Below are 16348 nucleotides of genomic sequence, written 5' to 3' on the forward strand. Positions count from 1 at the left end.
TTCTTCAGACGTTGTTATCTTTATGATGTCGAAGAAACCCTGTTCCTCACGGATATCGATAAGTGATGACGCGAACTGGAGGGTAATGAGAGTTGGTCGACGAAACCGGTAGTATCGGTCAACCCTAAGAGATTCACAACCGAGAAATTATGTCGTCGCAGTGGGTTATTAGAAGCAATGGGGTTGTTCGTCAACTCGTTCGAAATTGAACTTCCGACAATCAAAGCAGATCTCTATTCCATCGATCCACAACCGAGCGGAGATAAGTACTCTGTATTGAACTCTCACACAGAGGATCTTGAGGACACAGTCGGTGGGAATGGACGATGGTACCGACGAGGAGACGAGTATTTCATCGCTATCATCGGGCCAGACCGACGAGAGTACGATACATTCCACTCTGCCGGTGCTGAGCTATCATTCGAAGAAACAACAGAACTGGATCCGACGACTGAGGCTGGATTCGGAGTAATTGAACGAGCTCTCACAAAGGGGCTTCAGTGGTATCTTGAGACGTATCACGACTACTGGTACGACTCCGTTCGCAACGCGTTCTACGAGGAAGAAATCTTAGATACGGTTGAGGGGTACGACCTCCATTCTGGCATCGATATTCGGTTCGTATATCACGGTCGTCCAGTGTTTACCCTCGATTCGACGATCGGGCTTATGGGGAGACAGACGCTTGCGGAGTACCTCAGTAATTGGGGACTCGAGCGAACGCAAGCGGAGTTCATTGGAGAGGGGTTCATGCAAGATGGCCCTGAACGGCGGTCCTGTACGCTCGACGGGATCTACTCTGATATCACCGTTGAGGACCCATCACCGGACCCGTGGGATGATTCTGTACTGAAATTCATCAAGAAGGAATACGGTCAACAGTGGGCTAAGAAGGTCGATTCGACTGAACCGTTGGCCAAAATCCGGTATAACCGTCGGGACAAGTGGTACCCCGCAGCGCCGTCGCTACTGTATCCCTCTCCGGGCGATGATCGACCGGACAGCGTTTCAGAGAGGGCTGCGAAGGCCCCTGTTGACCGCTGGGATGACGTCGAGATGTTTCTAGATGTTATCGGGCATATCCAGATGGGGAACGTGGAAGCACCTGTCACTCAGTCACCGATCCAAGCGGGGATCGGTACGTTCGACTATCCGGCCCTGACGTTCGGTCAAGACCCACGAACGAAGATGGAGCTCCACAAGCCGAATATCAGCCTCGATCACAGTCCCAATCTGACACCCCCCTATTGGAACTTTGCGAAGGAGGGCTATCTCAAAAAAGTCGGCCCCCGTGCTTCATTCGACGATGAAATTCAAGTGGCAGTCTTTTACGCAGATGGCAACGAATCTGAGGCTCTCGATGTGTACGACGACATCCGTGAGTATGCCGAACGGTTCACTGGGATCAACCTCTCAGAACGGGTCGGCCGGATCAATTTCGAGGACGAACGCCTACTCGATGAGTTCGAGGACGAGACCCGGCAGAACATCGACGCCGGGTTCGCCTATCTGCCAGAGTATGACGAGGACACCTACCACCGATTGATTGACGTTTTAGATGGCCGACCATTACAATCGCTCACAGCGACCAAATTCCGCTCGAAGCGACGGTCCGATAACGAAGCGGATGTCCTCACAAACACGGCGATCGGGCTGGGAGTCAAACTCGGGGTTGTGCCGTTCACGATTGAGGATCAGCTTAGTGCTGATGCGTACCTTGGGATGAGCGTTACCGGGTACGAGACAAAGACAGCCAGTGCTGTCCTCATTTCAGGAAAGAACGGGCGTATCGTCTATCAGAGTGAAGACCCGCGCCCATCGGGTCGTAGCACGGTTACGAATGAAGGTATAATGCAGGAATTCCTGAAAGACGCAGTGAGAGAGGCCAACAACAGTCCGCACATTCCCGGGGATACGCTGGACTCGCTGGTCGCCCATCGGAACGGATTCTTTGGAAAGAAGGAGATCGAAGGACTCTACGAGGGCGTTGAGCGACTCCAAGAGTACGACTACGTCACCGACTCGTTCGACTGGGTGGGGGTCGACATTATGGGGAATACTCCCCACCGGATTTTCGACGACAATCGTGACGATCTGATGCCCGAGATGGGAGCCTATGCGATGCTTGATGATGAGACCGTTACAGTTGTAACGACGGACGCACCACAGCTCAACCAGGGCTCGCCCAAACCGCTCTACTGTGAGGTAGCTGCCTCTGAGGGTCCGTTTGACATTCGAGACATCGGTCGCGATGTCTTCTATCTCTCAGAGCTCAATTGGGCAGCACCCTCGAATGGGATCAAAAATCCGCTAACCGTGTATCTCTCGCGGCGGATGAATCGCCGGCTGAACCACGACAGCGTCTCAAAGCTGGCATATCCCCCATTCTAAGGCGGGAACGGGTCCAGCCAGTACTGATTCGTGGCTAACCGATGTGCTCGTTCGGACGAATCCTCCGGTGGGGTTCCGTTCTGGATGTCGTTAATGAGGTCGTCCAAGTCATGGGTGACTCGGTCAGGAACCTCGTGAAGGACGAACCGACGGAGTTCGTCGTAATCATAGGCATCGTAGTCGGATGGACGTACTGCCTGTAGATCGGCCAAGTGAGACTCAAACGCGGTTCGATATTCATTTATTGAACCATCGAGTTCGGGGAAGAACTCTTCAGTAAGTTCCGTTACCAGTTTGTATCGGAGTGCCGGAGGCGGATGCATACTGTCCTCCGGATGACGTTCGATATAATACGGGTTCGAATCAAACAAACGCCAAACGAGTGCAGCTACATACGAGGGGCCGAAGGTTAGTACACCGCAGGCATCACAGAACAGTTCCTCAAACCAGTCCCGCCAGGCCTGCACGAAATGGCCCTCGTCCTCGACTTCGTTGTTCGTGTCGTGTTTTAATCCAGACTGCGTTCTCCTCTCAACATCACGAACCTGAACGTAGAATTCCGACTCGAGATCCTCGTGTCGGTCCAACACAGCGTGCCCAAGTTCGTGTCCGATTAGTGGAGAGTAGCGCATCGAGTCACTCCGTGTCCGAGGGAGAATGACCGCGTAGATGTGACTTCTCTCTCCGGTCGCCCGAATATAGTAATCCAACGGGTCGATGGCAAATCCATTCCAAACGACGGGGATGGTCGTCACGTTGAGATCTAGGGCAGTCTTGAGTTCTTCAGAGATGCTCTCTACGTGATTGAGTTGGTCGTTCGTAGGTAGTGTCTGCTGGTACTGGTTGAGATCGAGATAGACCAGTTGCTTTTCGAGCACCTGCAGATCGAATGCGACTTTCTCGATGGCTCCAAGATACTCTTCGTACAGATCCTGCGTGGTCTCGGAGTCCGGTGCTTGGTCGCGAGCGACTTCATACAGGCGGTGATTCCGGCGGACCTGTTCTAGACCATCCTCAACAGCATGGAGGATCGCCTCGCCTTGTGTTATCCCTGGCTCGAACTCCTCCACAACCATCCGCGCAGCGTCGAATTTCCCCTCTAGAAACTCGACCTGCGCCTCAGCGAGTTCCGGTGGCAAGCGACCCTCGCATACGATTGATTGCCTCTCTCGACGTTCGGCTCGCCGTATTTGAAATCCGTTTCAGCCACATCCGAACGTTGTCCAACTCTTCAGTGTAGGTCAGAGTCTGCTCGGCAGTTTCGAGTGCATCGATTAATTCGTCGAAATCCCCGACGAGAACCGATGGCGGATTCGGATCATTATTCGCTAACTCCTCGGCAATAGCCATCTCATACGGATCAACCCCGGGTTCTTCCGCCAACGCATTACGGATATCTTCTAACAGATCGCGGCCCTGTCGAAGCTTTTCGGCCAGTTCCTCGTCGGTTTGCTCCAACTCGATCCCATCTCGTCGACCTTTCAGTATTGCGATGGCTACGAGCGTGTCGTCCGCACGCTCGCTGAATCGCCGATTTGCTTCGTATCGGCGTTTCGCTCGCCATCTGGTCATTGTATGAATCCAATAAGCAGTGTCAGCGTTTATAATTTTTTCATTTATAAATAGCGCCCGTTGAATGGACAGAGAAGGGGTCAACCCCGAGAATGGGAAAATCAAACTGGCGGAGAGTAGGCTCCCGCGTAGTTCAGTAGCTGGCCCCGATATCCTCAGAGCCGTCGGAATCCTCTCCAGTGAGTTCTAAGAGATTGGAATCAAGGTCGTCAGTCAGGATATCGAGCGTCATCGGATCAAGGGTGTTCGTCCGGGAAACGTCGGCGTCCGCGAAGTAGAGAGTGAGACGTACCTCCCTCGAGGGGTCGTTCTGATGGACGGCAATGGCGTATGATTCGAGCTGTGGCCAATACTTCTCGGCGAGATCGTCGACGGCCAGTCGAGTGGTATCGTTCGTCTTGTAATCCACGATATGATAGGTCCCCGATGTCGTGAGCAAGAGATCGATATCGCCGATGATCCGTCCATTGTCTAATCGAGCGACGACGGCGAGCTCTTCGTGGATCGTCTCAGGCGTCACCTCGTCGACAAGCTGTTCACGGAATCGGAGACAACGCTCTGTATAGCGCTCGATCCGGGTCAAATCGTCATCTGTCACATTCTCATCAAGCGCGCTCGCCAGACGCCTCGTCACCGGTCGCCATTGCTCACGCGGAAGCCGTCGTTCGGTGAGCTTGTGGACGATCGTGCCTAGATGGTTCGCAGGGAGTCCATCAGAATCCACCTCTGCGGCGTCTTCAGCGAGTTCATCTGTATAGATAGCCCCCGCATCTGGGGCAAGCGCCTTTGCGAAGTTCGTCGCGGTCATCGTTACAGGAGCTGGGGGCAGCTCCGGGTCTGAAATATCGATTTCAGGGTACGTATGAGTCGAGGGTCCCGAGTCGTCCCATTCGGCCACGGGAGCAGTTGGAAGACGAAGAGTGAACTGATTATCAGCAAGCTCAGTCGTGTATTCAGTCTCCGACGCAACAGCACGTAGAGTATGGCTGGCATCTCCCTCCTCATCTTCCAATAGGATCGGCTGCAACCAGTCCCGCCAGTAGCGGGCATTCGCAGGATCTCTTACATTCCTGAGTCGGAGCTCGCCTTCTTCACCGGTTTCTACAGAGTGGATCCCGCTGAAGAGCAGGTGGTCACGAGTCCGCGTCGCAGCGACGTAGAGTAGTCGTTTGAGCTCCGCCCGCTCCTGCATCTTAACTCGGTCACGGAGCTGCGACCGAGCGAGTGTGTCGTCGTGGTCGTATGGATCCTCAGCAGAGGGTGCTTTCATACCTAGGACAGATTCCGTGTCACCGTTCCCGACCGCAAGTTCGTCGAGATAGACTTTCCCGTAGTCGTCGACGTCCCCCTGGAAGTTGAACTCGGTACCCACTTCTGGTATCGCAACGATAGGGAACTCAAGCCCCTTCGCGGAGTGGATAGTCCGAATTTGGACGCCATCGGCATCTTCAGGGATAGTCGCCTCATCGGCGTGGGAATCGATCTCCTTCCGACGCTCGATTCGCGTGAGAAGTTCGGAAACCGTCTTGACGCCACCTTCCTCCCAGGCGCGGAGCTGCTCGCGGAATTTGTTGATGTTCACTGCCGCCTGTCGTGGCCGTTCGTCGGCCCCGACACTGGCGATATACCCGGTATCGTCGATGATCTGAGAGAGCAACGTCCCCCACGGAACCGTCGTATCAGCCGAGACCTCGTCGCTGACGGCAGCGAGTTGTCGCCATTCGCTCAAAAGGCGTGCTGCGTCCTCGATATCGTCCTCAGCCGTCTGGAGAGCGGTCCAGAGTGATTGATCCTCGGAGTGTAGTCGGGCGAGGTCCTCGTCAGGGAAGCCAAACAGCGGTGATCGGAGGACACCGTAGAGCGCGATGTCGTCTTCCGGATTCTCGAAGAACGTGAGCAGATTGACCAGGGCTGTGATCTCGGGAGCGTCCCAGAATCCGGTTCCCGACACGACAGTATACGGGATCTCGTATGCATCCAACGCTCGTTCGTGCTCCTTGAGACGGGTGCGAGCGCGCAGCAGGATAGTGATGTCCTCAGGTTTCGCAGGTCGAAGACACCCTTCGTCTTCACCGTAGATCTCGGGGGGATCATCCAGCAACGAGGTGAGGCGGCTGGCGAGCGCATAGGCCTCACGCTCTCCGTGGCCAGCGAATCGAGGTGTTTGATTCAGGTAGTCGTCACCGTGGAGTGCCGGGATATCTTCGTCGGGAACGAGGAGGTACTCGACCGAACCGGTGACATCGCGACCCTCCCGACGTTCATCGGTAAGCGCCTGCGGCTCGGCTTCGTAGTCGCGGTACTCGTCGCCCATCGGTTCGAATACCTCGTCGAAGAGAGCGTTCAGGAACTCCCGCGTCTCCTCGATCGTGCGGAAGTTCCCCCTGAGTTGCTTGGTTGTCTCGACATCGTCTGGATTGGCTGCGGCGAGGTCTTCACGGGCCGAACCGAAGGTGGTCACGTCAGCGTCACGGAATCGGTAGATGCTCTGTTTCTCGTCGCCGACGAGGAAGACGTTCTGAGCGTCAAAATCATCGATATCACCGGCGGTCAAGAGTTTGATGAGCTTCCACTGGAGCAGGTCGGTATCCTGCATTTCGTCGACCATCACGTACTCGAACTGCGACTGAACCTGCTCACAGACGCGGTCGTCCGCGTTCAGGAACTCGATGCAAGTCTGGATGAGATCGTGATAGTCGAGTACATTCTGATCCGATTTCGTTTGCGTATACTCCTCCAGAACAGTACAGTAGAGACGAGCGAGGCTCAGGACGTAATGACTACTGTTCCACTCAGTGTCGAGACCGCCGATGAACTCCCTCCCTTCAGGTTCGAGACCTTCCAAAAGTGCATCCGCAGCTGCGTCTAATTGCTCCTGTTCGTCCTCGCGGGAGCTCCAACTCGACTTGGACCCTCGGTACCAGTGACGCTGACTATATCGACTACCACTACCCGTCGTCAGTCGATCACAGAGGATATCGAAGGCCTGTTGCCACTCTCTGCCTTCCGCCTCGCCTGTGTGAACCCCGGTCTCGCGTGCTATCGCGGAAACAGTCTCCATAAACTCCATCCCATTGTCGCTGGGGTCGATGTCGAATCCTTGGTCGTGGAGGTCGCAAATTGTGTGCAGGGCGGTTTGTACTGACGGCTCACTAAGGAGTGCTTCAGCAGTCACCTGATCCGTGGGATAGAACGTGGCCCAGATGTGGTCCAAATACTCGTCGACGGACGCGTCTTCCCAACGAGTCGCCCATTCAGTACTCATTGGTCGACTATCAAGCAAACCGACGAGAACTTGCTCGAGAGAATCACGATTCCAGAGTCGAGCGAGACGGCGAATGTCCTCGTTCGTCTCCCATCGAGCGTCGATTGTCTCCCGGACCACCTCCTGCATCAACACCTTGGCATCAGCCTCGTCCAGTGTGTCAAACTCGGGCTGGACGGGGGCTTGAACGACGTACTCGCGGAGTAGTCGTGAACAGAAGCCGTGAATGGTATGGATATAGCCGTCTTCCAAGTCGTCCTTGATGCTGCGCCACCGGTCGTAGTCGTACTCGTCTGATTCGGGGGCCTCACTGAGGCGTTCGGCTACTTCCTCCCGAATACGCTCCTGCATCTCATTCGCGGCATCGTTCGTGAAAGTGATCGTCGCGATGTTCTCAGGTCCGATATCGGGCTCGGACTCCAGCATCTCTAGGTAGCGGAGAGTCAACGTCGTCGTCTTTCCGGTCCCCGCCCCGGCGGTGATCGCGATATTGTGATCGAGTTCCAGGGCCTCCTCCTGTTCTGTTGTGGGAGAGAAATCCTCCTCGTCTTCGTCGTCCGACGACGCCGGCGTATCGTCGAGTCCGGTCATTCGTCCTCACCCCCAAGCGTATCGAGGAATGATCCATCCCGCGCCCGTTGTGGAATGTACCCAGGCGCACCGGTCCGGTCCATCTCTCGGATGATCTCCTGACGTTGGTGGTGGCGAACATCACAGACATCACGATAGTCGCAGTAGTGGCAACCGGCCTCTTTCGGCGAGAGCGTGGTCGTCTGGAAGGCCCCGTTCTCAATATCGTCAGCTATCTCGCCAACCCGCGAGGGGACAGTTTCGGTGAGAAATCGCTCGTAGTCCTCGTCAGTTCCACCTTTCCGTTCGATGTAGTACTGAAGACTCCACTTTCGCGTGACCTCAGTCGGTGGTTCCGTTACATAGAATTGGCCGTCAACGGTGTCGAGTGCATTTCCGTGTTGTGCTGCCAGTTCAGCCCGTGTCGCAAGTGTATAGAGCGGGAGCTGAAATTCGATGCCGTCGAACGTCTGAATAGTCTCTGGATCGCTTGTCTTGTAATCGTGCACCAGTCCCTTGATGGTTCCATCATCCCGCTCGTTGAGGTTCACCCGATCGATGAATCCACCGACGGGTATGTCTCTTCCATCGGGTGTAGTCACCGTGATCTCACCCTCTTCTGAGTCAGCAAAGTCCATCGGCACCTCGAACCACGCCGGGACGTCGTCGTTGTCGTCGTACTCAGCATCGAGGAACCGGACGAAGAGCCCCCGATCGGTTCCCTGATGAGGTCGCCCATCGCCGAAGTACTCGTTCACGTCGGGCGTCGCAAGCCCAGCGAGGAGCTGTTCCAACCACCGTTCGTAGAACACGTCATCGAACTCGATATCGGCGTCAGCAAGACTGGCTCGCGTCTGCTCCAACAGCTGTTCTTCGAGGAATCCCCGGTTATATTCACTGAGGTCAACTGGATCGCCGTGGTCGTCCTGGAGCCCGCGATAGAACTCCTCGAAGATATCGTGGACGAGGCTCCCGAGATCGACTTTCTGAGGCTCGAGATGGAACTCGTCCGGCGCTTCGATGCCCAGTATCCGTTTCATGTAGTAGGCGTACCCACACTGGGCGTAATCTTTCAGCTGTGTCGGGCTGTACGGCCCACGTTCACCGTGGAGCTCCGAGACCAACTCGGGGTCAAGCTGTGCATCGTGGGCGGATAGTTCGGCGTCGGCTCGACTTTCAGCGCACCTCGCACCCGCCACGACGCGCTCGGCCTGCTGTCGTGAGAATACTCCGGAGTCAGCAGCGTGCATAACGGCTTCCTCCCGGGCCTCCCTATCCCGATGGTGACGAAGGGCCCGCTGGACGTCTTCGGGAACGGCGTTTCCAAGATCATCAGGCGACGGCTCAAGGCCAGTGACCCGAGCGAGTTCATCAAGGATCGACGACTCAAGCAGGTCATCGTCATCAAATGATGTCTCGGGGGTCGTAATGTAGACGCTCTCCGCACCTGAGAGCAAGGTGGCAAACTGGTAGCGGGCCTCGGCTCGGTCATCGGTGAACGAGAGATCAGGGATATCGTCGAACAGTCGTTCGAAAAAGAGCGGACGATCCTGTTCGACGGGGAAGTCCTGTTCGGTCAGTCCGATGAAATACAGGTGCGAATAGGACTGCATGTAGGCGTCGCGCGGCCCGACGATCTCGACGACATCCTGTGTAGATTGACTCGGTGGGGGGACCCGCACCTTCTCAAGCGTATCGGCCACTTCTTCGATGGGGTCGTCCATCCCAAACCGCTCAGCCACGAATTCGACGGCGTCAAGCACCCTCTCGACCCGATTGTAAGATGCGACTTCCATTCGGGCGTCAAATGACTTTGCACCTGCTTCGATAGTGTCGACGTTTTCCGAGAGATCGACGGTCTCGAAGACAGTTCGCACGGCCTCGACGACGTCGTCGGGCCCCGCGACCTCGGCATCGCTGGCTGCCTGGAAGAGGTATTCCAGAGCCCCAGCAGAGTCTTCGTCGAGTTCCTCGAGGAGCCGGTCTGTATCGACTGTCGGAAGCCGGCGTGCGAGGTCTGCAATAGCGGACCGGTCCACGTCGTCGGTGTCCTTTCCGATTGTCACGACCGGGTTCGTCGCGAGGCGGGCAATCGTATCCGTCCGTGGGTCATTGACACAGAGGTCAGCCAGATCGAGCATCGCCCGACCGGCGTACGTCTGATACAGCAGTTTGTTCGCAAACCCGACCGACTCGATGCCGGCGGTCTCGAAGACATCTGCAACCTGCTCCTGATACGAGATCAATCCCGGAATTACGACCAAAATGTCGTTGGGGTCTGCACCGTCCGCGAGCTGTTTCCGAATTCTTCGAGCGACTTGCCTGACCTCTCGGTCCGGAGTGGGGGCACTGTACCAGTGAAGCTGGTCGGGAGAACTCGTATCTTCATCGCCCCCAGGTGTCGGCGTATAGAGCTCCCCAGCGATATCGACGAACGGATTTGAGGAGTCAGGGACGATAGTGGTGGGAGGGCCAGCAATATCCAGATACGTTTCCATCGCGTCGGCCGTGATCTGGTTCGCGCCATCGGTCGGGGTAGCCGTGTCGGCTAGGGGGAGCGAGATGTAGACGGGAAATGCTCCAGCCACTCTCCGGAGAAAGACTTTCTCGTGGTGGGATAGTTCGTAGAAACCCGAGATTACGACGACATCCACGTGCGGGAAAACCTCGGTCAGCGGAGTGTTGCTTTCCAGGACTGTCCGATACGCTTCACTCAACGTGTACACGTCATCCCCGACGCCGTCTCGTCGAAGTTCGTAGTAGCCCTCGTACACACTCGCAACGAGGTTCGCGGTTTCAGCGGCCAGTTCGGAATTCTCGACGAGGGAGCGAACAGCCTCAGGGGAGTGGTACCCTTCGCCCTCCAGTTCCGTGATGAGATCGGTGAAGTGATCTCGGTAGAGATGCGCATCGTCGAGAAGGCCGCGGTCGGCGACAGTACGAAGTGCTCGGTCGATCAGGCGACGTCGAGTCAATGCATCTAGTAGAGAACTCGGACAGGAAATCCGCTCGTAGCACTCACTAACGACAGTATTGAAGTCGGTCACCCGAAGACGAAGGGGCTTGTAATCCATAGCCCACGCGTCTGCAACCTCATCCATGCGGTGGTCGTTGTTCTCGATATGGAGGATACTGGCAGGCTGGTCACCTGCCTGATCAGCTACCCGTTCAAATACCTCAGATTGAAGCGCGTCGAAGGAGGGACTGGTGAGAAAATCACAGCCATTAGCCATACAACAAGCAAACAAATTCCCGTGACATAATACTGTCCCAGAAAAAGACAGTCCCTCAGTTCGAACCTGCGTCCAGCGCTTCAATACATCCCTCTATCGTTTCATATGCATCTAGGAGGGTGGCAACAGTTCTCCCCTCCATCAGCCCCTGCCCGGTATTCTCGATTAAGAGGTTCGAATGAGCCACCGCGTTTCGAACATCGGTTACGTCTGAGAGATCGCGCTCTGCGACATCACCGTTCGAAAATCCACATGCCTGCCAACAAAGTTCGACAGCTGCGATGATTTTCTTAAGTGTCGAAAACTGGGCGTAGTGAATTTCCTCTAAAGCAATATTGGCGGATTCTGCCTGCTGGTGTCGACGCTCGATATCTCGGATCTCGTCATGGTAGAGGTCAATCTCATCGTTCTCCTTCCAGTCGGGAGCTTCATCTAAAATCAGGTCTCGAAGTGCCTCCTCGAGAAGGGACAGCTGGTCGTAAAGGTGGATATACGCCGGTGAAGTATTCAGATCTGCCCGCGTGAGGATACCAGTTACCTGATTTCGTCCACCGAGGAAATAGAATCCCTCATCATAGAGAGCCGACAGCACGGTTCCGAAATCGGCATCCGTGGAAATGATTTCTTCAAGAGTGATGGGCTGACGGTGTTCAGAGACGGTCTCACTACCGGGGGCTTCTGCCAAATCATCTATCGCAATATATCCCAGCGGCTGGTCACCGTCGACGACTGGTGAGACATCGTAGCCATTCTCAGAAAGCCACTCGTGAGCCTCATTTACTGTCCACTCAGTCGGCACTGTATCAACGGATTTGGTTGCAAGATCGCCCGCCACACACTGGTATAGATCTCTGTCCATCGTACCAAGGGGTGTGTACTGAATCCCAATTAGAGTGCCCCACAAGAAATAAATATCAAGCATTATATTGTGTAGATAGATGAGCGTTGGGCATTTTTACGATGCGGGCGGGTACGTCAACCACAGTGATGCATCCACCCTCTTCCCCGTAGAGAGTCTATCCGGAGAAGTCTATCAGTACAGGGATGCAGAAAGCAGACTTCAGTCTGTAGAGAGTGAGAAGGTCGTCGTCGTATCTCCTACCGGGCTAGCGAGCAGCTACTTCCTCACCCAACATCCGCTGACAGCGATCGAGCTCGAGTCCCTCCGAAACGCGGTGCGCACCTCGGTAGGGAACAACGCAGAACTCGCGATTTCCGAATTTGGCCTCATACAGATCGGCCGAGAGCCGTCGAATATCCAAAACAGAAGTCTCTCGGAATACAAATAAGATTATCTGGCAATTTGGATGCAATCCCAGTAGCCAATTGCTACTGGAAACTGGCAACTCAGGTTCGAACTTTTAAGGTGGTGTGAAAACCACGTCTTGTCATACGATGAGTACACAAAAGGAGGAGGTGACTTCGCTCTTCGAGGCCTGCCAGCCTCGATCCGACGTTATCGACGGGACGTTGGAGGAGGAGCAATTCGCTGCAAACCTCGCGACCGTCGCCCACGAGCCCGATGAAGCTGCCCCCGTGTATCGGGACGCCGCGGAGTTTTTCGATACTACGTATCCGACTGAGGGGTTGACGACTCTCCTGAGTAATCTCTCTGGAAGGTTTCTCTCTGCTGCTGACAGAGAGACGTACGGGTACAAGAGTAGCATCCTCTGTCTTGACACGACCTTTGGAGGCGGGAAAACACACGACCTGATTGCCGCCTACCATCTCGCAACAAACCCGACTGATATTGGGAATCTCTCCAAGTTCATCGAGAAGGACGAGCTAGCGGCTGAGTATTTGGATGCGGTCTCCGATGGACTTGAAGCGAATTCAGCCGTCTTCGTCGGGGGGCACGTCGACGCCCGGAGCGCCCGAAGTAGCCGGACTGATCCGAATGCCCCAGATACGAACACGATGTGGGGCGAAATCGCCTACCAGTTGTTCGGTCTCGAGGGATACCGCGAGATTGAGGACTACGACCGCGACCGACAGGCGCCCGGACAAAATACTCTGAAGGACCTCCTCGAACAGAGTGATCAGCCCTCTGTGGTCCTCATCGACGAGATCGCAGAGTATCTCGAGGACGCGTCGACGCTGGAGGTTGGCGGGGCAACGCTGGCCAGTCAGACCGTCTCCTTCATGAAGTCGCTGCTGGAGACGGCGGCACAGGTCGACTCGCTCACCGTCATTTACAGTATCGCGGACTCGGCATTCAAGGAGGAGGCAGAAGAGGTCCGCGGGCTGGTTGATGAGCTGGACGCCGTCGTCCAACGCCAGCAGAAGGTGATCACGCCCACCGGCGAAACCGAAGTTGGGGCTGTTCTCCAGCACCGTCTATTCGATGAAATCGACACAGACATCGCAGCAACAGTGGCTGAGCAGTACTTCCACTTCTACGACGAAGCCCCGCGTCAGTTCCCGCAGGAGGTCAGCGACGACAGTTATCGCTCTAAACTGGAACGGGAGTACCCATTCCACCCCACCGTTCTCGAAACACTCACCGAGAAGATCGACACGATTCCGGACTTCCAGCGGACTCGTGGGGCGCTGAAACTGCTTGGTCGGGCGATTCACTACCTGTGGAATCACCAGCCCGAAGAGTATGATCGTCACTTCCTCCGACTCTACGATCTCACGCCAGCGGATGATGCTCCGGACGGGAGTATTCGGGCGACACTCAACGAATCCCTGTTCGAGTTCGTCGATCTGAGTGCGGCGGTGACTGCGGACATCTATACTCGTGACGGGACCGCACACGCCCAACTCGAGGACAAGAAGTGGACGGAAAAGGGCATCCCCGCGCTCGGGTCCCACATCACAACGACGGTGCTCTGGAATAGTCTGGCGTTCGGTGAACAGGCGTCAGGAATCGCTCGACGAGGGCTCAACGAGGCAGTCGCCCATCCTGGCGTCTCCTTTGACCACTACGATAACGCGCTGAAGAACCTCGGCGGGGACGACATGAACGTCGCCTGCTACTACCTCTACGACGAAGATCAGATCCGGTTCAAAGCCGAGCCAAACCTGATTCGAATCATCGACCAGCGGATCCAGAACACCTCCGAAGAGCAGGCTCGAAGCCGGTTCGAAGCTCGACTGGATCGCGAGGTCGGGAGTGGGGGATTCAACGTCGAGATGTTCCCCGAGGAGCCAGCGGACGTGGCAGATGACGGCTCCACACCTACGCTGTCGATTATGCACATGCTCACCGCGCCCGTACAAACGGAGCGTGGTCAGGAAACCGAGGTCCCCGACAAAATACAGGAGCTGTACGAGAAAACCGCCGCGAAACACGGAGGGACCATCCAGAGCCGGTCGTACAAGAACTACGTCTTGTTCCTCGCCCCCGATGCGGAACTCCTCGAGAATGCGGTCGTCCAGGCGACGCGACTCGAAGCTATCGAGGATCTTCGAGACGACTCTCAGCAGACTGCGGACCTCTCCGACGAACAGCTCCAGGAACTCCGGGACAGAGAGGACGAAGCACGTGGCCTCCTCGGGGAGAGCGTTCGGAACGTCTATCGACACCTGTTCTATGTCGAGGACGACGGGCTAACGCACGTGACCATCACGTCCGTCGACGCCGGTGGCGGGACAAAGCTCGTCGACGCGGTCCGAACCACGCTCGAGGACATGAATCGGATCATCCGGGACGACGACCAACCCAAAGGAAAGGTCTGGTTCGAGCAGAAGCTGTGGCAGAGCCAGAAGCGCCGGATGACGACAGCGGACCTGGAAGCACAGTTCGCCCGGAAGCCGGGACTGCCCTTCCTCTTAAGTACGAAACCGCTGCGAAAGACCATCGCACGAATGGTCTCGGACCACGAGTACGCCTACTGGGATAGCGAGACGGGGACGGCCTACTGGAACGCCCAGTCCCAGCCAGACAATTGGCAACACGACGCGCCGCTCCCTGAGTCGCCGGACGTCACGACCTCGATTACGGATTCGCAGGTCAAGATCGGCGACAAGTACGAACTCTTCGGTAGTATCGAGGACCTCCTCGATCAGCACGCTGACGAAATTCGTCCGCCGGAGCTGACGGAATGTGCGAACTGTGGTAAGGACCTCCCACCCCAGAGCACCCACAAGCTGTGTGAGGAATGTCGGAACAAACCCGCCGAGTGTGACGACTGCGGAGAAGAGGTCGAAGGCAAAACGAAAGCCGACGAGCCCGTCCTCTGCGAGGACTGCAAAACGGGTCCCGGTGGGACGTGGAACAAATCCACCGGGTCGATGAGCGCGAAGCGGGCCTTCAGCGAAATTCGGGGGCACGCCGTCTCCCAAGCCGGCGGTGATGCGACGGCTGGAATCGACTCACTCATCGTCCAGATTGAAGGTGATCAGCCGTTCAAGCACGGGTCCTTCGTCGCGCAACGGTCGCCCGTGAAGTCCCGGAGTGAATCCATCACTGTGGATCTCGACTACAAGAGCCGTGCGGAGATGGGCAACGGTGAGGCAACCTTCAACGCTAACTTCACCGGGCCGCTCGATGCCTTCACCACGCTGAATCAGAGCCCCGAAGGCTTTAGCGACCGGGCAGGTGGTAATCAGAAGGTCAAGCTGAGCTTTAAGTTCCAGATGGACGAACCGGAGGCCATCGACGGCGACGAAGACGACGTGCTCGCCCAGCTCGGTGACGAACTCGACGGGACAAACATCACCGTCAGAGCGCAGGCCGGCGGACCGACGAACATCGAAGGTGACGACTCATGAGCATCCAACGAGACGAGGAACGGGCAGAGACCTTCGCCCTCGGGAGTAGCGTCTACGGTGGACGTCCCACGTTCGCCCTCGTCCGCGACGAGACAGGGAACGAAGCAACGATCACGCTCTACGAGCTGCTTCCGACTGAACAGGCTGACGCACGCCAGCGTCGATTGGAACGGCGCCGACAACAGTCGTCGAAAACGCACCCCTTCCACGAAGTCATTGGTGAAAACGTAGAGGGTGCAGAGGATTGGACGTGGGATGACTGGGTCGCTATGAAGGTACGGCGACTCTCCGGGTCCCGCCTTCGGTGTCTCCTCCAACTCTTCGATGAAGCTCTCAGAGACACGGATATCGATCCCGCGTTGATAACCGGGACCGGATCAGCAACCGTCCTCATTCCCGAAGAGCCAGGAGTTCGTCTCTCACTCGGGTTCATCGGAATCAAACCGTTACAGCGAGTCGATCGGATGCGAGCACTCACCCGTGGCGTTGCACGGATGAGTTTAGAAGAGTGCTACTACTGGCACGCCAAGTGTCGTTCACCCAATAGTCCCAGCGGTGAGAAGGCCCTTCGAACCCTCCTTACAAATCATCTCTAATA

At 56.2% G+C, this 16348-nt stretch carries 9 protein-coding genes; 4 read left to right on the plus strand and 5 right to left on the minus strand.

Features of this window, described 5'->3' with window-relative positions; all coding sequences use genetic code 11:
• The first annotated feature begins 177 nt into the window (after positions 1-177).
• Positions 178-2391, plus strand: a complete 2214-nt coding sequence (locus B4V06_RS00780; RefSeq protein WP_498166681.1) for an argonaute/piwi family protein — start codon at positions 178-180, stop codon at positions 2389-2391.
• On the opposite strand, the gene B4V06_RS00785 is transcribed toward B4V06_RS00780, so the two are convergent.
• From B4V06_RS00785 to B4V06_RS00805, 5 genes are all read right to left on the minus strand, one after another.
• Positions 2388-3530 carry a hypothetical protein gene (locus B4V06_RS00785; protein WP_498166684.1) on the minus strand — a complete coding sequence of 381 codons (1143 nt, stop codon included), beginning with the start codon at positions 3528-3530 and terminating at the stop codon, positions 2388-2390. The two genes, B4V06_RS00780 and B4V06_RS00785, sit on opposite strands and share 4 nt — an antisense overlap.
• Positions 3511-3963, minus strand: a complete 453-nt coding sequence (locus tag B4V06_RS00790) for a hypothetical protein (protein WP_498166687.1) — start codon at positions 3961-3963, stop codon at positions 3511-3513. The genes B4V06_RS00785 and B4V06_RS00790 overlap by 20 nt, the downstream gene beginning before the upstream one ends.
• A 133-nt stretch (positions 3964-4096) precedes the next feature.
• Entirely contained in the window at positions 4097-7819 is a 3723-nt protein-coding gene (locus B4V06_RS00795) for a UvrD-helicase domain-containing protein (protein ID WP_498166690.1), read from the minus strand.
• Positions 7816-11031 carry a PD-(D/E)XK nuclease family protein gene (locus B4V06_RS00800; RefSeq protein WP_498166693.1) on the minus strand — a complete coding sequence of 1072 codons (3216 nt, stop codon included), beginning with the start codon at positions 11029-11031 and terminating at the stop codon, positions 7816-7818. The genes B4V06_RS00795 and B4V06_RS00800 overlap by 4 nt, the downstream gene beginning before the upstream one ends.
• A gap of 55 nt (positions 11032-11086) precedes the next feature.
• Positions 11087-11890: a CBS domain-containing protein gene (locus tag B4V06_RS00805; RefSeq protein ID WP_498166696.1), complete on the minus strand. Its 804-nt coding sequence runs from the start codon at positions 11888-11890 to the stop codon at positions 11087-11089.
• Positions 11891-11969: 79 nt separating this feature from the next.
• Here B4V06_RS00805 and B4V06_RS00810 point away from each other — a divergent pair, with 79 nt between their 5' ends.
• From B4V06_RS00810 to B4V06_RS00820, 3 genes are all read left to right on the plus strand, one after another.
• Complete coding sequence (locus B4V06_RS00810) at positions 11970-12320, plus strand: DUF8165 family protein (protein WP_498166699.1); 351 nt, start codon at positions 11970-11972, stop codon at positions 12318-12320.
• A gap of 106 nt (positions 12321-12426) precedes the next feature.
• The gene (locus B4V06_RS00815) at positions 12427-15750 is read left to right on the plus strand and encodes an ATP-binding protein (RefSeq protein ID WP_498166702.1); all 3324 of its coding nucleotides are present in this window, start codon (positions 12427-12429) and stop codon (positions 15748-15750) included.
• The gene (locus tag B4V06_RS00820; protein ID WP_498166705.1) at positions 15747-16346 is read left to right on the plus strand and encodes a DUF7680 family protein; all 600 of its coding nucleotides are present in this window, start codon (positions 15747-15749) and stop codon (positions 16344-16346) included. Before B4V06_RS00815 ends, B4V06_RS00820 begins: the two co-directional genes overlap by 4 nt.
• Positions 16347-16348: the final 2 nt, after the last annotated feature.

It is taken from the genome of Halorubrum sp. B53 (genome assembly GCF_059752395.1).

Coding starts and splice junctions, on each gene's coding strand:
- B4V06_RS00780 (WP_498166681.1), top strand. CDS start 178: ATGGGGTTGTTCGTCAACTCGTTCGAAATTGAACTTCCGACAATCAAA.
- B4V06_RS00790 (WP_498166687.1), bottom strand. CDS start 3,963: ATGACCAGATGGCGAGCGAAACGCCGATACGAAGCAAATCGGCGATTC.
- B4V06_RS00795 (WP_498166690.1), bottom strand. CDS start 7,819: ATGACCGGACTCGACGATACGCCGGCGTCGTCGGACGACGAAGACGAG.
- B4V06_RS00800 (WP_498166693.1), bottom strand. CDS start 11,031: ATGGCTAATGGCTGTGATTTTCTCACCAGTCCCTCCTTCGACGCGCTT.
- B4V06_RS00805 (WP_498166696.1), bottom strand. CDS start 11,890: ATGGACAGAGATCTATACCAGTGTGTGGCGGGCGATCTTGCAACCAAA.
- B4V06_RS00810 (WP_498166699.1), top strand. CDS start 11,970: ATGAGCGTTGGGCATTTTTACGATGCGGGCGGGTACGTCAACCACAGT.
- B4V06_RS00815 (WP_498166702.1), top strand. CDS start 12,427: ATGAGTACACAAAAGGAGGAGGTGACTTCGCTCTTCGAGGCCTGCCAG.
- B4V06_RS00820 (WP_498166705.1), top strand. CDS start 15,747: ATGAGCATCCAACGAGACGAGGAACGGGCAGAGACCTTCGCCCTCGGG.